This is a genomic window from Pseudomonas sp. GW821-FHT04C07 (genome assembly GCF_059420325.1).
Map to the genome: position 1 here is coordinate 104,959 of NZ_JBWKTM010000014.1, position 21,834 is coordinate 126,792.

Annotated in this window: 18 protein-coding genes and 1 pseudogene; 5 read left to right on the plus strand and 14 right to left on the minus strand. The window is 60.8% G+C overall.

What is annotated here, in order from left to right:
- Positions 1-37 precede the first annotated feature (37 nt).
- The 4 genes from AC07UI_RS23595 to AC07UI_RS23610 all read left to right on the plus strand — a co-directional run bounded on the left by AC07UI_RS23595 (position 38) and on the right by AC07UI_RS23610 (position 6,978).
- Complete coding sequence (locus tag AC07UI_RS23595; RefSeq protein ID WP_494994766.1) at positions 38-1,396, plus strand: DUF1329 domain-containing protein; 1,359 nt, start codon at positions 38-40, stop codon at positions 1,394-1,396.
- A gap of 156 nt (positions 1,397-1,552) precedes the next feature.
- Positions 1,553-2,626 (plus strand): WD40/YVTN/BNR-like repeat-containing protein, encoded by a 1,074-nt coding sequence (locus AC07UI_RS23600; protein WP_494994767.1) that lies wholly within the window; start codon positions 1,553-1,555, stop codon positions 2,624-2,626.
- A 31-nt stretch (positions 2,627-2,657) separates the two neighbouring features.
- Positions 2,658-5,192 carry an efflux RND transporter permease subunit gene (locus AC07UI_RS23605; protein WP_494994768.1) on the plus strand — a complete coding sequence of 845 codons (2,535 nt, stop codon included), beginning with the start codon at positions 2,658-2,660 and terminating at the stop codon, positions 5,190-5,192.
- Between the two features lie 7 nt (positions 5,193-5,199).
- Positions 5,200-6,978, plus strand: a complete 1,779-nt coding sequence (locus tag AC07UI_RS23610) for an acyl-CoA dehydrogenase C-terminal domain-containing protein (protein WP_494994769.1) — start codon at positions 5,200-5,202, stop codon at positions 6,976-6,978.
- A gap of 220 nt (positions 6,979-7,198) precedes the next feature.
- Here the strand turns inward: AC07UI_RS23610 and AC07UI_RS23615 are convergent, their stop codons facing one another.
- A complete protein-coding gene (locus tag AC07UI_RS23615) occupies positions 7,199-7,687 on the minus strand; it encodes a hypothetical protein (protein ID WP_494994770.1) in 489 nt (162 codons plus the stop codon).
- A gap of 218 nt (positions 7,688-7,905) precedes the next feature.
- A complete protein-coding gene (gene yecR / locus AC07UI_RS23620) occupies positions 7,906-8,436 on the minus strand; it encodes a YecR family lipoprotein (protein ID WP_494994771.1) in 531 nt (176 codons plus the stop codon).
- 360 nt (positions 8,437-8,796) lie between these two features.
- On the opposite strand from yecR, the pseudogene AC07UI_RS23625 reads away from it, so the two are divergent.
- A pseudogene (locus AC07UI_RS23625) lies at positions 8,797-8,940 on the plus strand (hypothetical protein); the annotation flags it as partial.
- Between the two features lie 169 nt (positions 8,941-9,109).
- Here the strand turns inward: AC07UI_RS23625 and AC07UI_RS23630 are convergent.
- The 12 genes from AC07UI_RS23630 to AC07UI_RS23685 all read right to left on the minus strand — a co-directional run bounded on the left by AC07UI_RS23630 (position 9,110) and on the right by AC07UI_RS23685 (position 21,678).
- Complete coding sequence (locus AC07UI_RS23630; protein ID WP_494994772.1) at positions 9,110-9,601, minus strand: Lrp/AsnC family transcriptional regulator; 492 nt, start codon at positions 9,599-9,601, stop codon at positions 9,110-9,112.
- 76 nt (positions 9,602-9,677) lie between these two features.
- Positions 9,678-11,063 (minus strand): aspartate aminotransferase family protein, encoded by a 1,386-nt coding sequence (locus tag AC07UI_RS23635; RefSeq protein ID WP_494994773.1) that lies wholly within the window; start codon positions 11,061-11,063, stop codon positions 9,678-9,680.
- Positions 11,064-11,074: 11 nt separating this feature from the next.
- Positions 11,075-12,547 (minus strand): NAD-dependent succinate-semialdehyde dehydrogenase, encoded by a 1,473-nt coding sequence (locus AC07UI_RS23640; protein ID WP_494994774.1) that lies wholly within the window; start codon positions 12,545-12,547, stop codon positions 11,075-11,077.
- Between the two features lie 164 nt (positions 12,548-12,711).
- On the minus strand, positions 12,712-13,746 hold the full coding sequence (proX, locus tag AC07UI_RS23645; RefSeq protein ID WP_494994775.1) for a glycine betaine/L-proline ABC transporter substrate-binding protein ProX: 1,035 nt from the start codon (positions 13,744-13,746) through the stop codon (positions 12,712-12,714).
- Positions 13,747-13,848: 102 nt separating this feature from the next.
- Entirely contained in the window at positions 13,849-14,745 is an 897-nt protein-coding gene (locus AC07UI_RS23650; protein ID WP_494994776.1) for an ABC transporter permease, read from the minus strand.
- Positions 14,738-15,934, minus strand: a complete 1,197-nt coding sequence (locus tag AC07UI_RS23655; protein ID WP_494994777.1) for a quaternary amine ABC transporter ATP-binding protein — start codon at positions 15,932-15,934, stop codon at positions 14,738-14,740. Before AC07UI_RS23655 ends, AC07UI_RS23650 begins: the two co-directional genes overlap by 8 nt.
- 196 nt (positions 15,935-16,130) lie before the next feature.
- Positions 16,131-16,520, minus strand: coding sequence for a carboxymuconolactone decarboxylase family protein (locus AC07UI_RS23660; RefSeq protein WP_494994778.1), 390 nt, complete (start codon positions 16,518-16,520; stop codon positions 16,131-16,133).
- On the minus strand, positions 16,513-17,325 hold the full coding sequence (locus AC07UI_RS23665; protein ID WP_494994779.1) for an alpha/beta fold hydrolase: 813 nt from the start codon (positions 17,323-17,325) through the stop codon (positions 16,513-16,515). Before AC07UI_RS23665 ends, AC07UI_RS23660 begins: the two co-directional genes overlap by 8 nt.
- A gap of 5 nt (positions 17,326-17,330) precedes the next feature.
- Positions 17,331-18,407 carry an LLM class flavin-dependent oxidoreductase gene (locus AC07UI_RS23670; RefSeq protein WP_494994780.1) on the minus strand — a complete coding sequence of 359 codons (1,077 nt, stop codon included), beginning with the start codon at positions 18,405-18,407 and terminating at the stop codon, positions 17,331-17,333.
- 29 nt (positions 18,408-18,436) lie between these two features.
- The gene (locus AC07UI_RS23675) at positions 18,437-19,948 is read right to left on the minus strand and encodes an aldehyde dehydrogenase (RefSeq protein WP_494994781.1); all 1,512 of its coding nucleotides are present in this window, start codon (positions 19,946-19,948) and stop codon (positions 18,437-18,439) included.
- Positions 19,949-19,970: 22 nt separating this feature from the next.
- Positions 19,971-20,948: a flavin reductase family protein gene (locus AC07UI_RS23680; RefSeq protein WP_494994782.1), complete on the minus strand. Its 978-nt coding sequence runs from the start codon at positions 20,946-20,948 to the stop codon at positions 19,971-19,973.
- A gap of 130 nt (positions 20,949-21,078) precedes the next feature.
- Positions 21,079-21,678: an amino acid synthesis family protein gene (locus tag AC07UI_RS23685; RefSeq protein WP_494994783.1), complete on the minus strand. Its 600-nt coding sequence runs from the start codon at positions 21,676-21,678 to the stop codon at positions 21,079-21,081.
- Positions 21,679-21,834 lie beyond the last annotated feature (156 nt).

The window sequence follows — 21,834 nt, forward strand, 5'->3', positions numbered from 1 at the left end:
GACGCTCGGATTACAAAAACAAGTGGAGAGAATTCAGATGAGATTCCCAAGTAGCGTGCTGGCAGCCTCCCTGGTGGCCGTCATTGCCGGTCAGGCCCAGGCGGGTGTATCGGTTCAGGAAGCGGCCAGGCTGGGCACCAGCCTTACCGGTGTAGGCGCCGAGATGGCGGGCAATGCCGATGGTTCGATTCCAGCCTACAAAGGCGGGCTGACCACCCCGCCAGCCAGTTTCAAACCCGGCGACAGCATGCGTCCGAACCCCTTTGTCGACGAGAAGCCGGTGCTGGTTATCGATGGCAAGAACGTCGACCAGTACAAGGGTCTGTTGACGGCCACCACGGTGGAGCTGGCCAAGCGCTTTCCCAGTTACCGCATCGATGTTTATCCGACCCACCGTACTGTGGCTCTGCCCCAGGCGGTGCTGGACAACAGCCTGAAAAACGCCACCGGTGCCAAGTCCCTCGACGGCGGCCTGTCCATCGATAACGTACTGCCCGGCGTGCCGTTCCCGATTCCGCAGTCGGGCAGTGAGGCCATGTGGAACCACCTGCTGCGTTACCTGGGGGTCAATCTCAGCACCAAGTATGACTCCTGGAACGTTGATGCTTCGGGTGTGCCGACACTGTCCACCACTGCTCTGGCGTTCATGAACTATCCGATCTACGAAAACATGTCGAAGCCGATCAGCAGCACTGACATCTTCTACCAGATGAAGCTGTATTACACCGGTCCCGCGCGTCGTGCGGGAGAGGCGATCATGCTCAAGGATTCTGCCAACCCGTTGGCCCAGCCACGCAAGGCCTGGCAGTACCTGCCTGGCCAGCGTCGGGTGAAGCTGGCGCCGGACCTGGCCTATGACACGCCTAACCCTGGTACTGCCGGTACCAATACTTACGACGATACATTCGTCTTCAATGGCGCGTTGGACCGCTTCGACTGGAAGCTGGTGGGCAAGCAGGAAATGATAGTGCCCTACAACACCTACAAGCTGACCTACGCTCAGGACTCAAAGGTGCTGACGACCCCCAACCATATCGCTCCCGACTATGTGCGCTGGGAGAAGCACCGTGTCTGGGTGGTGGAGGGCACTGTCAAGGCCGGTGCGCGACACATCTACCACAAGCGCCGTTTCTACCTGGATGAAGACAGCTGGATCGCTTTGGCCTCTGACCAGTATGACTCGAGCGGCAAGCTCTACCGTGGCGGCTTCGCCTTCCTCAGTCAGAGTTACGACAAACAGGTCCCCGATACCTCGGCTTTCATGATCTACGACCTGGTGGGCGGCACCTACAACATCAACGGCATCGCGGGCCCGTACGGCGGCATCAAGTACATCGACCCACTGTCGAAGGCGCAGTGGTCGCCGGAGGCCCTGGCGGGGTCCGGTATCCGCTAAGCGGCAGGTGACAAAAGTCCGGGGCGACCGGTTGTCGTCCCCCGGCAGAGTGACTGGAAGATCGACGGCGTGAGTGCCGTTCATCCTGGGTTACCGACTCCGACGCCGGGTTGCACCTCAGGTGCTTCGCGGTGTCGTTTTCCTGGAAGGTGCGGTATGGGTTTCTTGAAAAAGTTTGAGCTGGCGCTGCTGTGCTCGATGCTGGCGCTGTTGCAGGGTGTCGCTCAAGCGGCCAGTTATGTGGATGTGCTGGATCTGCCGGCCAGGCCGAGTGCGTTGGCCGTGCGTAGCCCCTTGATCGGCATCGCTCGCGCCGGTGAGCGCCTGGTCACCGTTGGCCAGCGTGGCCATATTCTTTATTCCGATGACGCAGGCAAGCACTGGCTGCAGGCCAGCGTCCCGCTCAGCAGCGATCTTAATGCGGTGTTTTTCCCCTCTGCCGAGCAGGGCTGGGCGGTCGGCAACGATGGCGTGGTACTGCACAGCAGCGATGCCGGCGTCACCTGGCGCAAGCAGCTCGACGGGCGCCAGATAGGTGCCTTGCTGGTCAAGCATTATGCGGCGCTGGCCAGTGCCGAGCCGGCCAACGAGCAATGGTCTCTGCTGCTCGCTGAAGGTCAGCGTCTGGTCGAGCAGGGCGCCGACAAGCCGTTCCTCGATGTGTGGTTCGCCAACGACAAGCTTGGCTATGTGGTCGGTGTGTTCAACCTGATCCTGCGTACCGAGGATGGTGGCCAGAGCTGGACACCTTTTCAGGATCGCACTGACAACCCGCAGGGCTTTCACCTCAACGCCATCGCCTCGACCGGCGATGCGCTGTACATCGCCGGCGAACAGGGCCTGCTGCTCAAGTGGGATGAGGCCCGGCAGCGTTTCGCGGCCTTGCAAACGCCCTATCAGGGCAGCTACTTCGGCGTCGTCGGCAAGCCTGGTGAAGTGATCGCCTACGGCCTGCGCGGCAATGTGTTGCGCAGCACCGATGGCGGCGAGCACTGGAGCCAACTGACTAGCGGCCTGCAGGTCAGCATCACTGCAGCCATCGTGAATGCCCAGGGTCAGTACGAGCTATTCACCCAGGCCGGACACACGCTGATTAGCCAGGCCGGCGGTACACGGCTGCAGTTGCTGCCGCAGCAAGACCCGTCACCCGTGGCCGGTGCCACCCTGGCCGCCGATGGTTCGCTGGTGGTGGTGGGTAGCCGTGGCGCACAGGCATTGTCCGTCAAATAAGACCTCGAAAATTTAGAGCGAGAACCCAGACATGGGCAATATCAAGCAAGACAGCATGCCGGTGATCCGCGATCTGCGTGACTTCGATCGGTGTTCCGGCAACCGGCTGGAGCGGCTGGTGTTCAACTACCGCCCGCTGTTCATGCTGCTCATGACACTGGTCACCCTGGTGCTGGGCTATATGGCGGTGAGCCGTCTGGAACTGCGCCCCAGCTTCGAGAAGATGATTCCGCAGAGCCAGCCGTACATCCAGAATTTCCTGGAGAATCGCCAGTCGTTGCGCGGCCTGGGTAACTCGGTGCGGGTGGTGGTCGAGAACACCCAGGGCGATATTTTCGACCCCGGCTACCTGGAGGTACTCAAGCAGGTCAACGACCAGCTATTCCTCACCGAAGGCGTCGACCGCGCCTGGATGAAGTCGCTGTGGAGTCCTGGAGTGCGCTGGACCGAAGTCACCGAGGAGGGCTTCCAGGGCGGCCCGGTGATGCCCGGTACCTATCAGGGTTTGCCCGCGGACATCGAGCAGCTGCGCCAGAACATCAGCCGCGCCGGAATCGTGGGCAGCCTGGTGGCCAGTGACTTCAAGTCGAGCATGCTCATCGTACCGCTGCTGGACAAGGCCGGGGCCGGTGGCCAGCGCATCAACTACCACGAATTCTCGCAGATGCTTGAAGAGCAGCTGCGCGACAAGATCGAGTTCGCCGGTGACAGCGCCGCCCGCAAAGCCGGGGCAGAGGGCAAGGGCCAGTACAAAGTGCGGGTGATCGGTTTCGCCAAACTGATGGGCGACCTGATTGACGGTTTGATTCAGGTGATGATGTTCTTCGGCCTGGCCGTGGTCACCTCGCTGGTCATCATTTTTTTCTACACTCGCTGTGTGCGCAGCACGCTGCTGGTGGTGGGCTGTTCGCTGATCGCGGTGATCTGGCAACTGGGCATCGTCGCCTGGTTGGGCTACGCCATCGATCCCTATTCGGTCCTGGTGCCTTTCCTGATCTTCGCCATCGGTGTGTCCCATGCGGCGCAGAAGATGAACGGCATCATGCAGGACATCGCCCGTGGCACCCACAGGCTGATCGCTGCACGCTACACCTTTCGCCGTCTGTTCATTGCCGGCGTCACCGCGCTGCTGGCCGACGCAGTCGGGTTTGCCGTGCTGATGCTGATCGACATACCGGTGATCCAGGACCTGGCCATCACCGCCAGTATCGGTGTTGCGGTACTGATCTTCACCTCGCTGTTGCTGATGCCGGTAGCACTGTCTTATGTAGGCGTCGGTTCCAGGGCTGCCGAGCGCTCACTGAAAATCGATACACGTGCGGACGGGCACAAGGGCTTTGGCAAACTGTGGGACTTGCTCGACCGCTTCACCACGGCCAAGTGGGCCACAGGTGCGGTATTGGTCGCGGTACTGATGGGTATCTGCGGCTTTGTGATCAGCCTGCAACTGAAGATTGGTGATCTGCAGAGTGGTGCTCCCGAGTTGCGTGCCGACTCTCGTTACAACCGCGACAACGCCTACATCACCAGTCACTACGCGTTATCCAGCGACCTGTTCGCGGTGATGATCAAGACGCCGCCCGAAGGCTGTCTGAACTACCAGACGCTGATCCTCGCCGACCGCCTGGCCTGGGAACTGCAGCAGTCTGCGGGGGTGCAGGCGACGGCCTCGCTGGTCAATGCCGTGCGCCAGATTACAGCTGGGTCTTATGAGGGCAATCCCAAGCTCAACAGTATCCAGCGCAACCAGGACGTCTTGAACTATGCCGCGCAGCAAGCCTCGGTCAACTCCCCGGAGTTGTTCAATACCGACTGCTCGTTGATGCCGGTGATTGCCTTTCTCAAGGACCACAAGGCCGAGACCCTGGATGCCGTGGTGGGGATTGCCGACACCTTTGCCCGGGAAAACAGCAGTGATGATCGCCATATCCTGTTGGCCGCCGGGACCGCCGGCATCGAAGCGGCAACCAACATTGTGGTGCGCGAGGCCAATCGCACCATGCTGCTCTACGTCTATGCAGCGGTGACGCTGTTCTGCCTGATGACCTTCCGCAGCTGGCGCGCCACGTTGGTTGCGCTGTTGCCGTTGGTGCTGACCTCGATCCTCTGCGAGGCATTGATGGTGGTCATGGGCATTGGCGTGAAAGTGGCGACCCTGCCGGTGATCGCGCTGGGCGTAGGGATCGGTGTGGACTACGCGTTGTACCTGCTCAGCGTGCAGTTGCATTACCAGCGCCAGGGTCTGCCGCTGGCTCAGGCCTACCGCAACGCCGTGTCGTTTACCGGCCGGGTAGTGGGCCTGGTGGGCATCACGCTGGCGGCCGGCGTGGTGTGCTGGGTCTGGTCGCCGATCAAATTCCAGGCGGACATGGGCATCCTGCTGACCTTCATGTTCCTGTGGAACATGCTCGGCGCCCTGATTCTGATTCCTGCCCTGTCGTATTTCCTGCTGCGGGGGGCGTCGCTGGAGCGTCGCCCTGTTCCGGATGCCCTCGTGGCGCAAGCCGGTGAAACCTGCATATCCCAAAGTCCGGGCATGCCTCATGCCCTGACAACTCCTGAGTAAGCCAACTATGTCTGATTACAAAGCCCCCTTGCGCGACATGCGCTTCGTACTCAATGAGGTCTTTGAGGTGTCCAGGCTATGGGCCCAACTACCTGGCCTGGCCGAGGTGATCGATGAAGAGACGGCCGCAGCGATCCTTGAAGAGGCCGGCAAGATCAGTGCCGAAGTGGTCGCGCCGCTGAACCGCAGCAGCGACGAACAAGGTTGCACCTGGAGCAACGGCACAGTCAAAGCCCCGGAAGGTTTTGTCACGGCTTACCAAGCGTTCGCCGAAGGCGGTTGGGTGGGTGTCGGCGGCGACCCGCAGTTCGGTGGCATGGGGATGCCCAAGGCCATTTCGGCCCAGGTTGAGGAAATGGTCAACTCCGCCAGCCTGTCGTTCGGTCTGTACCCGATGCTGACCGCCGGGGCATGCCTGTCGATCAATGCCCATGCCAGCCAGGCGCTCAAGGAACGTTATCTGCCGAACATGTACGCCGGTGTCTGGACCGGTTCGATGTGCCTGACCGAGGCTCATGCGGGTACCGATCTGGGCCTGATTCGCACCAGGGCCGAGCCTTCGGCCGACGGTAGCTACACGATCAGCGGCAGCAAGATTTTCATTACCGGTGGTGAGCACGACCTGACCGAAAACATCATTCACCTGGTGCTGGCCAGACTGCCGGATGCACCAGCCGGCCCCAAGGGCATTTCACTGTTTCTGGTGCCCAAGGTGCTGGTCAATGCCGATGGCTCGCTGGGTGAGCGCAACGCGCTGTCCTGCGGTTCCATCGAGCACAAGATGGGCATCAAGGCATCCGCTACCTGCGTGATGAACTTTGACGGGGCGACCGGCTGGATCGTCGATGCGCCGAATAAGGGCCTGGCCGCGATGTTTACCATGATGAACTACGAGCGCCTGGGGGTGGGTATCCAGGGGTTGGCATTGGGTGAGCGTTCGTACCAGAACGCGGTCGAATACGCCCGTGACCGTCTGCAAAGCCGTTCGCCGACGGGCGAGCAGAACAAGGACAAGGCTGCCGATCCGATTATCGTGCACCCGGATGTACGGCGGATGCTGTTGACCATGAAGGCCTTGAACGAAGGCGGGCGGGCGTTTTCCAGCTATGTGGCCCTGCAACTGGATACCGCCAGGTACAGTGATGACGCGGCAACCCGCGCCCGCGCCCAGGAGCTGGTGTCGCTGCTGACCCCAGTGGCCAAGGCGTTCCTCACCGACATGGGGCTGGAAACTACGGTGCACGGCCAGCAGATCTTCGGCGGCCACGGTTACATCCGCGAATGGGGCCAGGAGCAATTGGTTCGCGATGTGCGCATCACCCAGATCTACGAAGGCACCAACGGTATCCAGTCACTGGACCTGGCCGGGCGCAAAATAGTCGGAAGCGGCGGGGCGCTCCAGCGTTTGTTCGCTGCCGAAATTCGCAATTTCACCGCTAACGCCCGCGCCGACCTCGGCGAATTCTGCAAGCCATTGAACGCCGCCGTGGACACCCTCGACGAACTGACCGCATGGTTGCTGGATCGGGCCACGAACAATTCCAACGAAATTGGCGCTGCCTCGGTCGAGTACCTGCAGGTATTCGGCTACACCGCCTATGCCTACATGTGGGCACTGATGGCCAAGGCGGCCATGGGCAAACAGGCCGAGGATGACTTCTACGCCAGCAAGTTGGGCACCGCGCGCTTCTACTTCGCCCGCCTGCTGCCGCGCATCCACTCGTTGAGTGCTTCGGTCAAGGCCGGCAGCGAATGCCTCTACGAGCTGGAAGCAGCGCAGTTCTGATCGAAAGGACAAGGAACCCTGACCATGATGGGGCTCAAGCAGGTGTAGATCGGAAGGGGGGGGGCGCGAGGCAGAAACGAAAAAGCCCGCGTTCGGCGGGCTCTCTATAGATGGGGCCAAATCCTTTTGGCTGACCGCATTGTGCTCGGCAGGTGTGACGAAGGCATGACAGGGCAGATACGAAAAGCCCGCGCCAGGAGGGCCTGGATACTCTGTGTCGTTACCCTTTCTTCTTTCTGCACTCATCTATATTTCTATAGGAGAAGCTCACAATTGCCGAGACATTTGGCTCAGAGCCTAAAAATTCGCTGGAAATCTCTATCAGGTCGTCGCCTAGCTTGTACTTATCCGCTGACCAGACAACGCCCCGGGGGACCTTGTCATCCTTCACGGGCACTCCGTATTTGGATTTAAGTTCCAGAATAGCTGGAGAGGCCGTTTGACTCACATCATCGAAGAGCAGCTGGACCAGGCATAAATCACCTTTTCCGCTAAAAACGTATCTGTACGAGTCCGCTTGCGCCTTCATGGATGGAGATTGCTTTGATGAATATATAGTGGCCCCTGTATCGTTCGAACCGGAAGCCTCAAGCACGGCATATTTTTCAATCTGACCTTTCTTCAGACCCATCTTTGTGCCGGCAGGCCCATCCCATGGTCCGGAGTCACTGCATCCCGGCAGCCACAGCATTAAAGAAAGAATCAGCATTCCCCGAACCATAAATATCTCCTCTTATCGGCTTAAGATGGGAGGGTACCTCACAGCAAAAGGCCTGGCACTGGGCCGGGCCTCAGATCTTCATTTGCTCGAACTTCCCTGGAGGATTGAATTTCCAAACGACCTCCTGCAAATCCCTCGACGCCTGAGTGCAGCTCTCGCGTATTCCGGGCCAGAAGGGCTCGGGCGGTAGCGCCGAAGGGGGGGTGTTATTGCTCGATGATCGCCCGGTACCGCTTTTGGTACTCCTCATACGACGGTCCAGATTTGTTCAACTGCTGAATTTGCTGCAGCTTCCACTGGTCCTTGCTGAGCGGCCCGCCCGGAGCAGAAGTTGCTGCAGTAGCGGCAGCGGGCGCGGTGGTGGCCGGTGTAGCGGAAGGGCTGGAGGTGTTGAGGTTGCCCAAGCATTGGTATTGGACAACTATCTGACCTGCAATGCAGGTGCCGTAGCCATTCATCTGGCTGCAGTGCTGGGTTTTTCCTCCAAATGCCTCTGCATCGGTGTAACCCCACTTCGCGCATTTCGATTTAGCGATACTCTGGGCTTGCTCGACTCGAACCACAGGGGTCTCAAACTGCTGGAAGTCATACGCCATATCAACGACGCCATCAGCTCGGCTTCCCCCTTTGGCGTAAAAGTCTTTGTTAGTGGCACAACCAGCGAGGGTTGTTGACAATACGAGAGCGAGAGCTACCGATAACTTGCGCGCAACTGGGTTCGATGTTGAGAGGGTCATATATGGACTCCATTCATTTTCAGTGCAGTCCGCAAACACCGCGGTTCATTCCTGTACTGTAGGCGGATGCCGAGCATTCTGTAGTCTTCAACGACAATCAGAGGCTATTTATTCATTCTGCCTTTGTGCCGTTTCTGGCATTCGTGCAGGGGAGGTCTTGCTTCAGGACTTCCCTACAAATTCCCCCCGCGTCATCTATTCCGGCCTGCCCCGCACAATCCTTCCCACCTTCACCTCATACGCGTACGCAGTCAGCCGATCAGCCTGCTCATGCAACCTTTCGATCGTCTCCATTGCCTCCAGAAGCTCTGTATCCCCGCGTTGTTTTGCCAACCTGAACATCTCTAGGGCGGCTTCTTCGAGGCGCACCTGCAAGCGTTTGTCGAGCGTGGCCGTATCAACAAATGGGCGATCCCCAAGCAGTTCAAGTTCGTCGCCGAGATCCCTAAAACCAGCGTCGGGAAGATCAATAAGAAGCTCATCCGGGAACGCGAATTGAGCTGAAGGGCGCGGCGGATATTTTCAGGCAGGGGCTGGTGAGCAACTCATCGTGACCCGGATTAAGGTGTTGGCGACCAGGCTCAGAAGCCGGATCACGGGCAATTTGCGGGTAGCCAGGCGCCTTGATCAATTGCTGGGTGTGGTTTTCCTGGGGTTGGCCTGTCGCCTGGCATTAGTCACTGGAAGGTAAAAGGTTCAACGCCTGAGCTGGCAACGCCCCGCCGGTCTTGATGGTCTTGGTCACGATGTAGGTGAAGTAGCGCTCGATGCCCAGGTCTTCCAGTAGCAACTGATCGATAAAGCGCTGGTACTGATCAATGTCCGGCGCCCGGATCATTGCGATGTAATCCACGCCGCCGCCGGTGGCATAACAGAACTCCACTTCGGCAGCGTCGGTCATGCGCTGTTCGAAGCGGCGCATGTCCTGTGCCGTGTGACGTGCCAGGGTGATTTCCACCAGTAACTGTTGGCTCTTGAACACCTGGTTCCAGTCGATCAAGGCGCGGTAACCCTTCACCAGGCCCGCGCTTTCCAACTTGCGCACACGTTCCCAGGCCGGCGTCACCGACAGGTTGATCGCCTCGGCCAGGTTCGACTTGGTGATGCGTCCGTCCTCGGAGAGGATGCGCAGGATTTTCAGGTCATAACGATCAAGCTTGTGCATCGTGAACGAACTCCAGACGCGTACGGTGTAGGAGCAGCCAATCGAGCGTCGACCGGCTGCTCCTACAGGAGGCTCATCAGCCCAGCACTTCACCGGCGACCTGGTCAATCGCGCTCTTGGTGATGTCGACGATCAGGTCCGCTTCTTCCTCGGTCAGGATCAGCGGTGGCGCGAAGCCCAGGATGTCGCCATGGGGCATGGCCCGGGCGATCATGCCGCGTTCGAGGCAGGCGGCCGAGACTTTCGGGCCGACTTTCAAGGCGGCGTCAAACGGCGTGCGTTGCTCACGGTCGGCCATGAACTCGACGGCGGCGAGCATGCCGTCGCCGCGCACTTCGCCCACCAGCGGGTGGCCTTCCAGGGTTTCGCGCAAGCGGCGGTTCAGGTAGCCGCCGACCTGCTCGGCATTGGCCGTGAGGTTCTCCCGTTCCAGGATGTCGAGGTTGGCCAGGGCGGCCGCGGCGCAGATCGGGTGCCCGGAGTAGGTCCAGCCATGGCCCATGGCGCCTTCATTGGTTGAAGCCTTTTCAATCACGCTCCAGACCTTCTCGCCGATGATCACCGCCGACAGCGGTGCATAAGCGCTGGTCAGGCCCTTGGCGGTGGTGATCAGGTCCGGATGCATGCCATAGCGCTGGCTGCCCATCTTCGAGCCCAGGCGGCCGAAGGCGCAGACCACTTCGTCGGCGATCAACAACACGTCGTATTTGTTCAGCACCGCTTGAATCGCCGCCCAGTAACCGGCGGGAGGGACCACGATGCCGCCGGTACCCATGACCGGTTCGCCAATGAACGCGGCGACGGTATCGGGGCCCTCGGCGAGGATCATTTTCTCCAGCTCGTCGGCGCAATAGCGGACGAATGCAGCCTCGTCCATACCGGCCGGGGCCTTGCGGTACCAATGGGGGCAAACGGTGTGTTTGACGCAGGGTGAAGGCAGGTCGAAATGCTGATGGAACGCCGCCAGCCCGGTCAGGCTGCCGGTCATGATGCCCGAGCCGTGGTAGCCGCGATCACGGGAGATGATTTTCTTCTTCTGCGGCCGCCCCAGCACGTTGTTGTAGTAGCGCACCAGTTTGATCTGGGTTTCGTTGGCGTCGGAACCGGACAGGCCGTAATAGACCTTTTTCATCCCTTCAGGCGCCCAGTCCATGATGCGGCTCGACAGCTCGATGATCGCCTCGCTCGAATGGCCGACGTAGGTGTGGTAGTAGGCCAGTTCCTTGGCCTGCTTGTAGATGGCGTCGGCGACTTCGGTGCGGCCGTAGCCGATGTTCACGCAATACAGCCCGGCAAAGGCGTCGATGTATTCGCGCCCTTCATAGTCGCGAATGCGGATACCTGATGCACTCTTGATGATACGTCCCTTGAGCGCGCCGCTGGCGTGGTCATGGGCATGGGTCGAGGGGTGCATGAAATGCGCACGGTCTTGTTCGAACAACGATTCGAGTTCTTGATTCATAGCGGATCTCCTTAGAACTGGCCTTGATGGTGCAGACAAAAATATTTGGATTCGACAAAGGCTTCGAAGCCCTCGGTGCCGCCTTCACGGCCCAGCCCCGAGGCTTTCATGCCACCGAACGGGATGGGGTGGCCGGTGAATTTGACGCCGTTGACCGCGACCATGGCGTGGTCGAGTCGGCGGATCAGCGGGTAGATCAGGTCCAGGCGGTTGGAACAAATGTAGGCGGCCAGACCGTATTCGGTGTCGTTGGCCATTTCGATGGCCTGCTCAAGGGTGTCGAACGGCATCACCCCGGCGATTGGCGCAAAGTTTTCTTCGCGGTAGATACGCATCTGCGGCGTGACGTCGGCCAGTACCGTCGGCTGATAGAACAATCCACCGAGGGCGTGAGCCTCGCCGCCCACCAGACGTTGCGCGCCCTGTTGCAGCGCGTCAGCCACCCGCTCGGCGGTCACATCGAAGGCGGCCTGGTGCATTAGCGGGCCGATGTCGATGTGTTGCTCTTGCTCGCCCATCAGCGCCGGGCCGACCCGCAGTTCACGCACGGCGGCAGCAAAGCGGCTGAGGAAAGCCGGGTAAATCGAGCGTTCAACCATGATCCGGTTGGCCGCGCAGCAATCCTGGCCGCAGCTCTGGAACTTGGCCTCTACCGCGACTTTTACCGCCAGTTCCAGATCGGCATCGGCGCAGACAATGAACGGCGCATTGCCGCCCAGTTCCAGCGACACCTTCTTCACATCCTGGGCCGCTGCTTGCAGGACCAACTTGCCAACCCGGGTCGAGCCGGTGAAGCTGACCGAGCGCACGCGACTGTCCTGAACCAGGGTTTGCATGGCCATTTGCGGCTCGCCCAGCACCACGTTGAACACGCCCGCCGGGAAGCCCGCTTCTTCCGCCAACTGCGCCAGGGCAAAGGCCGAATACGGCGTTTCATGGGCCGGCTTGATCACCACCGTGCAACCGGCGGCGAGTGCGGCGGCCGCTTTGCGGGTGATCATTGCCGACGGGAAATTCCAGGGGGTCAGCAGTGCACACACGCCCACCGGTTCCTTGACGGTGCCCAGGTGCGCGCCGGGGATATGGCTGGGAATGTTATGCCCATAGAGGCGTCGGGCTTCTTCGGCGAACCAGGGAATGAAGCTTGCGGCGTAGGCGATTTCGCCGCGGGATTCGGCCAGGGGTTTGCCTTGCTCCTGGCTGAGAATGCGCGCGAGGTCCTCCTGGTGCTCAAGGATCAACGCGGCCCAACGCCGCAGAATTGTGGCGCGAGCATCCAGGCTCAATTCGCGCCAGGTCCCGAACGCCCGGTGTGCCGCGTCGACCGCCGCGACAATCTGCGGTTGGTCGAGCAGGGGCACATGGCCAATCAACTTCTGGTTTGCCGGATCATGCACGGCGATGCTGCGGCCGCTGTCACTGTGGACCCAATGCCCGTCGACGTAGCACAGGGCTTTGAACAGTAGCGGATGTTTGTAGGTCATGGCGTTCACTCCAAATCGTCTGAGTGGGAACATGCTAGGGCAGGGCGGTAGCGGGGATTGGAGGTTTGGCGGGGGGACGGCAGCGGTTTTTTTCTGATTGCAGGCCGTCAAACAGAGGTTTTTGTGGTGAGCGGACAAGCCCCCTCACCACAAGGTATCCGGGTCTATTTAGCGGCTTTGGCCATGGCAACCCACCCATCCATCGTCGCTTTGTTCTCACTCATCCAGTCATCAGCCAACTTGCGAATATTGCTTTCGCTGGAGCCATCCTGGCTGATGGTTTTTTCCCAGTAGCTCCAGGTTGCCTGGGAGAATGTCATCTGATCCACCAAGGCCTTGACGGCCGGGTTGGCAGCGATAAATTGCTTGTTGCCGATCGCGTACCAGTTCCATGCGGCCATGGCCATGCGGCAAGGGTCGGCGCCGCCGGCGCAACCGGCCACCCCTGGGGTCAACGCCGAAACTGTGCTCGGTACATTGCCAGGCAAGGCATCGAACGGTGTCGGCAGCCATACCACGTCCTTGCCCGGCACCATGGTGTTGGTCATCCACGACGGCGCCCAGGCATAGAAAAATACCGGCTCGCCGCGCTTGAGACGGGCGACGTTTTCGAACATCAGCGCTTCATATTTGCCGCGCACCGGGTTGACGGTGGCCTTGAGGCCGAACTTGTCGAGCTGATAGTCGACCACATCGCCGCAGCCCCAACCCGGATCGCAGCTGATCAGGTCAGCCTTGCCGTTCTTGCCGAACAGCCCGGCGATCTTCGGGTCTTTCAACTGTTCCAGGCTGGTGATGTGGTAGGCGTCGGCGGTTTTCTTGTCGATCATGTAACCGTTGTAGCCGGCGCCGGTGATGGAGCCGCTGCCCACCACCTCGATACGGTCCTTGACCTTGTCAAAGCTGGGTTGCAGCTGGGGCAGGGTCACGTCCATCGAGAGGTCCAGGTCGCCCTGGGCCGCCGCCGGGAAAAATAGCGTGGTGTTGACGGTGCTCAACCTGGTCGCGTAACCGAGGCGCTTGCTGGCTTCGATGGCGATTTTGGTGATGACGTAGTTGCCGCCGGTGCTTTCCGACTGCACAAAACGGATGGTCTTGCCGTTGCCCGGCAGGTCCTCGGCCAACACCTGCGTGCAGGCCAGGCCCACCAGGGACAACGTTGCTGCAAATCCAAGCAAGGCTTTGAATGGACGCATCATGATTTCCTCTTTCTTTTTCTCGTTATGGTTAAGGGTTGGCAGTCAATAACTGGCATTCATGATTTCTTTTTCTTTTTCTTTTTCTTTTTCTTTTTCTTTTTCTTATGCGTTGACCGGACGCGGATTGAGCAGTCGCTTGAACAGCGATTTGCGTTTGCGCGGAGTCGGTTGCGCCAGGTTTTGGGTGATGCGGTCGAGCATCATCGCCAGCAGCACAATGGCGATCCCGCCCACCGCCGCCCGGCCCACGTCCATGCGCCCAAGGCCTTGCAATACCACCAAGCCCAGGCCTTCGGCGCCGATCATCGCCACCACCACCGACATCACCATGGCCGTGAGGACCGTCTGGTTGAGGCCGCCGAGGATGGTCGGGATCGCCAGGGGCAACTGGATTTCCCAGAGCAATTGCTGGCGATCGGCGCCAAAGGCCTGGCCGGCTTCAACGAGTTCCGTTTCCACCATGCGGATGCCCAGGTAGGTAAAGCGGATCAGCGGCGGGCAGGCGGAAATCACCACCGCCACTTCACCTGATACGGTGCCCACGCCAAACAGCATCACCACTGGCACCAGGTACACGAAGGTCGGCGTGGTCTGCATGATGTCGAGGATCGGCCGCATCACGCCCCAGACCCGTTCGCTGCGGGCGCACCAGACGCCCACCGGAATCCCGATGAGCATGCAGATCACAATTGCCGTGGTGATCAGCGACAAGGTAGTCATGGCCTCGTCCCACACACCCAGGGCGGCGATGATCACCAGGGCGACGGCGCTGAACAGCGCCACCCCCAGGCTCGCGGCGCGGTAGGCCACGAGGAACATCAGCAGCACCATGATCGGGAAGGGAATGGCGTGGATCACGCTGTCGCTCAACGCCAGCAGGTGTTCCACCGGCCAGCGAATCGCCTGGAACATTGGCCGCAAATGAATGCCCAGCCATTCGACGCCCTGGCTGATCCATTGGTCCACGGGGAAAACAGCAAGGTCTTCTGAACTAAGCATGGTGTGCAACCTCCGCAGCGGATGGGCGATGGGACGGGACGCTGGCGATACAATCGAGAATGTGGGCAGTGTTCAGGGTGCCGACAAACAGCCCCTCGCCATCGACCACGGCCACCGGCAGGCCTGGTTTGAGCTGACGTGCCACTTCCACCAGCTTGGCGTTGGCCCGCACGCTGACAAACTGAGTCGACAGGCGTTGCAGGGCATCGGCACCGCCGCCGATGGCCAGCAGCGCACCTGAATCCAGCACGCCGACCGCTTTGCCGCTGGCATTGAGGACGAACGCGCCGGAACTCTCACTGCCGACAATGCGGGTGTCGCCCTGTACCAGCAGGGTGTCGGCGGTTTCCATGATCGAGCGGGCATCAAACAACCGGGAGCGATCCACCTCCCGAGTGAACGCGGCCACATAGTCGCTGCCGGGGTCCATGACGATTTCCTGGGGCGTGCCCTCGCGCACGACTTGGCCGTCGGCCATGATCGCAATGCGCGTGCCCAGCTTCAGGGCTTCCTGAAAGTCGTGGGTGATGAACAGGATGGTTTTCTTCAGGGTCCGTTGCAGGCGCAGCAACTCGTCCTGCATTTCCGTGCGAATCAGCGGATCGAGGGCGCTGAAGGCTTCATCCATGATCAACACATCGGCGTCGGTGGTGAGGGCACGGGCCAGGCCGACCCGCTGGCGCATCCCGCCGGAGAGTTCATGGGGATGGTGATCGGCCCACTTGGCCAGGCCGACGATTGCCAGGACTTCCTCGGCGCGTTTACGCCGCTGGGCCGCAGGAATGCCTCGCAGCTTGAGGCCGAACTCGGTGTTCTCGATCACGGTTTTGTTCGGCAGCAGCGCGAAGTGCTGGAACACCATGGAGATGCGCGTTCGTCGGACTTCCCGCAGCTCTTTTTCGTTCAAGGTCAGCAGGTCTTCACCGTCGAGCAGAATCTTGCCCGCCGTCGGTTCGTTCAAGCGATTGATGCAGCGTGCCAGGGTGGATTTCCCCGAGCCGGACAGGCCCATGATCATGTAGATCGCGCCACTGGGAATGGACAGCGATACGTTATTGAGGCCGACCACGGTGGCGGTCTCGGCCAGGATTCGGTCTTTGCTGACCCCGGCCGTCAAGAGCTGCATGGCTCTGTCTGGCGAAGAGGAAAAGACTTTGTAGAGGTTCTCAATCTTCAGTCGTTCGCTCACCAATTGCCTCCAATTGTTATTTTGCAATCTGCGGAAAACTTCATTAATAGAAATTTTTGGGCTACTGGCAGTCAGGGTCATTCAGGTGTTAGTGACGCAAAGGTGCAGTCTCAAAAATTTCTTGTTGTTGTGCGATGGCACTTACAGCATGAGCGGCGTGGCGAGTGCAAGAGAGAGGCGTCAGTCGGTCGCAAAATCACGATTGCTCCTCCTGACTCATGGTTTCCCGCGCTTTGCGGGCGACACGAAAAGCTTCGACACCCGCCGGCACGCCGCAGTACACCGCGATCTGTACCAGCGCGGCGCGCAGCTCCTCGTCGCTGAGGCCGTTGCGTATGGCGCCACAGAAGTGGGTGCCGAACTCGTCCATCCGGCCCAGCGCCGCCAGCATGCCCAGGTTCAGCAGGCTGCGTTGCTTGAGGTCCAGGGCGTCGTCGGTCCAGACCATGCCCCAGCAGTACTCGTTGAGCACGGCCTGGAAGGGCCGGGAAAAATCGTCGGCCTTGCCCAGGGCCTGGTCGACGTAAGCGTTACCCAGGACCTGGCGGCGAACCGTTTCACCTTGGGCCTGCAATGACTTATCCATGATGTGTCTCCGAATCAACCAGGAAGTCGCGCATGATCAAAGCCACCTGTTCTGGCGCTTCGATCAGAATGCAGTGGCGCAACCCCGGCAGGATTTTCAGGTGTGAGCCTTTGATGCGTTCGTGCATGAACGCGGCCATTCTCGGGTTGGAACCCGCATCGTCAGCGCCCGTGGCAATCAGCGTCGGGCAGCGGATCTGCGATAGCTGTTCGCCGAAGTCCGACTCCGCCAGCACCCGATACGCCGCCGCGTAACAGCCCGGGTCGTTGTCGGCATTGTGTTGGCGCAAGCGGGTGACGGCTTCAGGGTTGCGCGCTTGAAAGTCCTCGGTCAGCCAGCGCGACAGCGACGCTTCGTAGTGCGCGACGGGCTCACCGGCTTGCAAGGCCGCCAGGCGGGCTTGCACCCGTTCGCGCTCTTGAGCGTTACGCCCGGCGACCGTCGACAGCAGCACCAGGCGCTGAACCCGTGCCGGATGGGTCAGGGCCAGGCGTTGGGCGATCAGCCCACCCAACGAGAAGCCGGCCAGGTCGAAGCGCTTGAAGCCGACATGCTCGGCCAGGGCCAGGACTTCACCCACCAGGTGATCGATTTCATAACGACCCTGGGTGCGGGATGACAGCCCGTGGCCGCGCAGGTCGAAGGTCAGGATGGTGAAGTACTCTTTCAAGAGCTCCACCACATCGCGCCAGGCCTCAAGGCGTGAGCCGACACCGTGGATGCAGACCAGCTGGCGCGGTCCCTGGCCATCGAGGCGATAGTTGAGGGTGACGTTGGCCACGCTGAATCGTTGTGTGTCGCTCATGGCGCTTACCCCGTGACCTGTTCGCGACGTTTGGCGCGCTCGCGCTCGGCGAATACCGGCATCACTTCATCGATAAACAGGCGCAGCGTCTGCTTCTGCAATTCGAACGGCAGGTTGAAGGTCAGGCCCAGGCAATACTGGTCGACACCGGCGGCTTCGTAATCGAGCAACTTCTCGATGATCTCGTCCGGGGTACCGAACATCAGGTTGCGCCGCAGGTTTTCCGGGTTGTAATTCTCCTTGCCCCGCACGCTTTCAAAGGGCACGGCTTCAGGGAAACCGTTGTGCACGGTGCCGACGTTCTGCATCAGGTTTTCGAAGGCGCGGCCAAAGTCCATGCTGTGGCGCACGGGCAACTCCCAATCTTCTGGCTTGGCATACACGCAGGTACGGCGCTGCATCATGAAGCGCGGACGCGGTACATGGGGATTGTCGGCCACGGCCTTGTTGAACTTCTCCCCCAGCACGGCGATTTCAGCGGCCGGTGCCGAGAGTGGGGTGGAGAGGATGTTGGCGCCGATGCCCACCGCCCAGTCGAAGGTGCCCGGATCCCGAGCGGCGACCCAGATGCGCGGGTGATCCTTTTGCAACGGTTTGGGCACAGCGGCCGTCTGCGGGAACTTCCAGTAGTGGCCGTCATGGGCGTAATCCCCGGCCCAGAGCTTTTGCACCGCCGGCACCAGTTCCTTCATATAGCCCACGCCTTCCTGCTGTTGCAGGCCGGGGGTCATGCGGTCGAATTCATACTGATAGGAACCGCGGGCAATGCCGAATTCCAGGCGTCCGTTGGTCAGGTGATCGCACAGCGCCGCTTCGCCCGCCAGGCGGATCGGGTGCCAATAGGCGGCTGCCAGGGTCGCGGTGCCCAGGCGAATGCGCTGGGTGTGCTGGCCCAGCCACACCAGGGTCTGGAACGGGTTGGGGGCGATGGTGCATTCGAGGGTGTGGTGCTCCGAAGTCCACAGGGTTTCGAAGCCGCCTTCATCGGCGATCGTGGCCAGTTCCAGCAGGTTGGCCATTACGGTCTGCATGGGCACGTCGGGGGAAAAACGTTCCATGCTCAACGACACGGCAAATTTCATGGGTAGCTCCTTGAATAACGAAGGCTTGATCAGCGCAGGCGAATGACGAAGGGGTCCTGCATCTCGCCGGAGTAATCGATGACCACATTCTTGGCCCGGGAAAACTCGCGCATCACGTCAAAGCCCCCGCGACGGCCATAACCGCTCTGCTTGAAGCCGCCATTGGCAGACATGTAGGCGGCGCTGCGGTAGGTGTTGATCCACACCGTGCCGGCGTCGATCCGATTGGCGAAGCGCATGGCGCGATCGATGTTCTGGGTCCAGATCCCCGAGGCCAGGCCGTAGGAGGTGTCGTTGGCCAGGCTGATCATCTGTTCTTCCGAGGTGAACGGCATGACGCCCACCACGGGGCCGAACAGTTCGTCGCGCATGAAGGGCATGTCGTTGGTGGCGTTGGCCATCACGGTAGGTTCGAAGTACCAGCCTTCGGACAGGTGCGAGGCGGTGGGGCGTTTGCCACCGATGGCCGCCTGCGCGCCTTGTTTCACGCCGCTGGCGATGTAACCCTCCAGTTTTTGCAACTGGGCTTGCAGCGCCAGCGGGCCGATATCGGTGTGTTCTTCCATGGGGTGGCCGACGTTGATGCGCTGGGTACGGGCCACCAGGGCTTCAACGAACCTGTCATAGATCGGCGCTTCGACAAAGCAGCGCGAGCCGGCGACGCAACTTTGCCCGGCCGCGGCGAAGATGCCAGAGACCACGCCGTTGACCGCCTTATCGATGTCGACATCGGCAAACACCACGTGGGGTGACTTGCCGCCCAGTTCCATCTGGCACGGCACCAGGTTGTTCGCCGCATTGCCGGCGATGCGCCGCCCGGTGTCGGTGCTGCCGGTGAACACGTATTTGGCGATGCCTGGGTGGCGGGTCAGGGCATCGCCGGTGACCACACCATTGCCAGTGACGACGTTGACCACGCCTGCCGGGAAGCCGGCTTCGATCACCAGTTCGGCCAAGGCCAGGGTGGAGGCGCTGGCATGCTCGGACGGTTTGATCACCACGGTATTGCCGATGGCCAGGCATGGCGCGAGGGTGCCGGTGAGCAGCATCAGCGGCGAGTTCCAAGGGGTGATCATGCCGATCACGCCCAAGGGTTCTCGGGTGCTGTAGTTGAGCTGGTTGAGCTTGTTGACCGGGATGGTTTCGCCTTGCAGCTTGTCAGCCATGCCGGCGAAGTAGGTATAGGCGTCCGGCAGGGCGCTCATCTGGGCGCGCATTTCCCGCAGCAGCTTGCCGTTGTCGCGGGTTTCCAGCAGGGCCAGGGCTTCGGCGTTTTCCGCCACCAGTTGGGCCAGGCGATAGAGCAATTTGCCCCGCGCAGTGGGCGTCAGGTTGCGCCATTGCGGGTCGTTGAAAGTGCGCTGGGCCGACGCGACGGCATGGTCCACGTCGCTGGCATCTGCCTGGGCGAACTGATACCAGGCCTGGCCGGTGGTGGGGTCGAAGCTGTCGATCCAGGTATCGCTGGTGGGGGCGACGAACCGACCATCGATAAACAGGTTAAGGCGATTGCCCTCAAGGGCGCTGACCGTGGTTTTCATGCAAGAGTCCTGTGGGTGCGTGTCAAAGGGATTCGTGGGCCAGTGCTGCGCGTGGCAGCGGGGTGTTTTCGATCATTGCCACCCGGCCGCTGGCGGCGGAGCCGGTGTAAATGCCGAATTGCTGGTTCTGGCGCTCGCGGGCGTAGCGGCGCACCACTGAACGCAATTCGTTGACCGGCATCAGCTCGATGGGCAAGTCGTCCAGGGGGAAGAAACGCAGGGTGTCGGGCAACTTGGCATCGAGTTGCCCGAGTTGGGCGCGGTAGATCAGGTAGCCGGGGTCGGTGTCGTCGACATCGAACACCGAGTACAGAAAGGTCGATTCCAGTTCGATCGGCAGGGCGCTCTGGCCCGCGTCAATGAAGCCTTTGCGCTTGCCCGCCACGGGCAGGGTCCAGCCACCTTTGCCATCGGCGCGGAACAGAATCGCGTCGCCGGCTTCGATCAGGTAGCCGATGATCATCTTGTGAGAGTCCAGCCAACTGGCCGGCAGCGGGTCCTGGATGTTGGCGTAGCGACCCCGGCAAAAACACAGCGGCAGCTTGGGGCTGGTGCCGAAGGCGCGGACCTGGCCGATCAGCACCAGGTGGTCGCCGGCTTCGATGCGCTGGTCCACGGTGCAATCGAACCAGGTCAGGCTGTCGGTGAGAATCGGCGCGCCGGTGTGGACCTTGTCGTGGTTGACGGTGTGAAACTTGTCCGGTGACTTGGAGGCAAACGTGCCCGAGACGTCCACTTGCCCTTCATGCAGCAAGTTGACGGCGAAGTGTTCTGTGCTGGCGAACGAGGCGTAGCTGGCCGCCGACTTGCCGACGCACACCAGGAGCAGCGGCGGGTCAAGGGAGACTGAGGTAAACGAATTGGCCGTCATGCCCCGTGGGTTGCCCTCGGTGTCATGGGTGGTGATGACGGTAACCCCGGTAACGAAGGTGCCGAAGGCCTGACGCAAGGCGCCAGGATCGACGGCTGCAACGTTGGCGCTGACCATGGTGCTCGGCATCGGAGTACTCCTGTTTTTAAGGGCGTGTTTCTTATGGTTTGCAGCAAGCCTACGGGGAAGAAAACCGCTGGGCTTGCGTCGATCAAGAGCAACCGCAGCAGAAGTTTTGCTGCGGTTCGAAGGGGGTGTTTCAGTCCTTTGGACTTTCCGCTTCCATCTCCGCCATGTCCTGATAGCGGTCGGCAATACGCGGGTGCGGGCGCGAGCCGTCGGCGGCACCGATGGCGATCAGGACTTCGTCCGGCCCTGGCGCATCGGCGATCTGGAAATTGGCGGTGAGAAAATGCGAGCGCTTGCCGGTTTCGCTTTTGTGCACCATCGGCAGGGAGAGCAGGGCACCGGGTGCGTTGCGGGTGTTGGTAAAACTCAGGTAGGCCGTGCCTTGCACCGCCTCGCGGAACAGGTTGCCAAAGCGCAGGGTGTGGATCAGCCCGGAAGCGTGCTCGATTTCCCCATTGACCCCGACGCAGGCGGCCTTGCCAAAGGCTTCGACCTGGTCGCCCGGCATCAGCGCAATCAGGCGGCGGGTCAGCTCATGGCCCAGGCCCGGGGCCAGGCGCAGGATCTCCGGGCGCAGGTTTTCCACGAAGCCCTGGCCGGCCCAGGGGTTTTTCAGCACGGCGGCCACGACGATCAGGGTGATTGGCTTGCCGGCGTCCTTGCCGCCCTCGATAAAGGTTTGCTCGATAAAGGTGGAATACTTCCTGACGCCCAGATTCTCTAGATTCATGATGACTCGTCGCCCATGTGGCTGTTGGTTATGGCCTTAGGCTAGGAGCAAAGGGAAACAGAGTCTTCCGTGGTTCAGCAGTGCAAATGAGCTGGACATTGCTCGGAACCGGAGCAAGTATCAGGCCGGCCTGGCAGGCTAGTTTCCTGCCGTGAC

Excerpts from the sequence above, each read along its gene's own strand:
- AC07UI_RS23595 (WP_494994766.1), top strand. The coding sequence starts at position 38 with ATGAGATTCCCAAGTAGCGTGCTGGCAGCCTCCCTGGTGGCCGTCATT.
- AC07UI_RS23600 (WP_494994767.1), top strand. The coding sequence starts at position 1,553 with ATGGGTTTCTTGAAAAAGTTTGAGCTGGCGCTGCTGTGCTCGATGCTG.
- AC07UI_RS23605 (WP_494994768.1), top strand. The coding sequence starts at position 2,658 with ATGGGCAATATCAAGCAAGACAGCATGCCGGTGATCCGCGATCTGCGT.
- AC07UI_RS23610 (WP_494994769.1), top strand. The coding sequence starts at position 5,200 with ATGTCTGATTACAAAGCCCCCTTGCGCGACATGCGCTTCGTACTCAAT.
- AC07UI_RS23615 (WP_494994770.1), bottom strand. The coding sequence starts at position 7,687 with ATGCTGATTCTTTCTTTAATGCTGTGGCTGCCGGGATGCAGTGACTCC.
- yecR (WP_494994771.1), bottom strand. The coding sequence starts at position 8,436 with ATGACCCTCTCAACATCGAACCCAGTTGCGCGCAAGTTATCGGTAGCT.
- AC07UI_RS23630 (WP_494994772.1), bottom strand. The coding sequence starts at position 9,601 with ATGCACAAGCTTGATCGTTATGACCTGAAAATCCTGCGCATCCTCTCC.
- AC07UI_RS23635 (WP_494994773.1), bottom strand. The coding sequence starts at position 11,063 with ATGAATCAAGAACTCGAATCGTTGTTCGAACAAGACCGTGCGCATTTC.
- AC07UI_RS23640 (WP_494994774.1), bottom strand. The coding sequence starts at position 12,547 with ATGACCTACAAACATCCGCTACTGTTCAAAGCCCTGTGCTACGTCGAC.
- proX (WP_494994775.1), bottom strand. The coding sequence starts at position 13,746 with ATGATGCGTCCATTCAAAGCCTTGCTTGGATTTGCAGCAACGTTGTCC.
- AC07UI_RS23650 (WP_494994776.1), bottom strand. The coding sequence starts at position 14,745 with ATGCTTAGTTCAGAAGACCTTGCTGTTTTCCCCGTGGACCAATGGATC.
- AC07UI_RS23660 (WP_494994778.1), bottom strand. The coding sequence starts at position 16,520 with ATGGATAAGTCATTGCAGGCCCAAGGTGAAACGGTTCGCCGCCAGGTC.
- AC07UI_RS23665 (WP_494994779.1), bottom strand. The coding sequence starts at position 17,325 with ATGAGCGACACACAACGATTCAGCGTGGCCAACGTCACCCTCAACTAT.
- AC07UI_RS23670 (WP_494994780.1), bottom strand. The coding sequence starts at position 18,407 with ATGAAATTTGCCGTGTCGTTGAGCATGGAACGTTTTTCCCCCGACGTG.
- AC07UI_RS23675 (WP_494994781.1), bottom strand. The coding sequence starts at position 19,948 with ATGAAAACCACGGTCAGCGCCCTTGAGGGCAATCGCCTTAACCTGTTT.
- AC07UI_RS23680 (WP_494994782.1), bottom strand. The coding sequence starts at position 20,948 with ATGCCGAGCACCATGGTCAGCGCCAACGTTGCAGCCGTCGATCCTGGC.
- AC07UI_RS23685 (WP_494994783.1), bottom strand. The coding sequence starts at position 21,678 with ATGAATCTAGAGAATCTGGGCGTCAGGAAGTATTCCACCTTTATCGAG.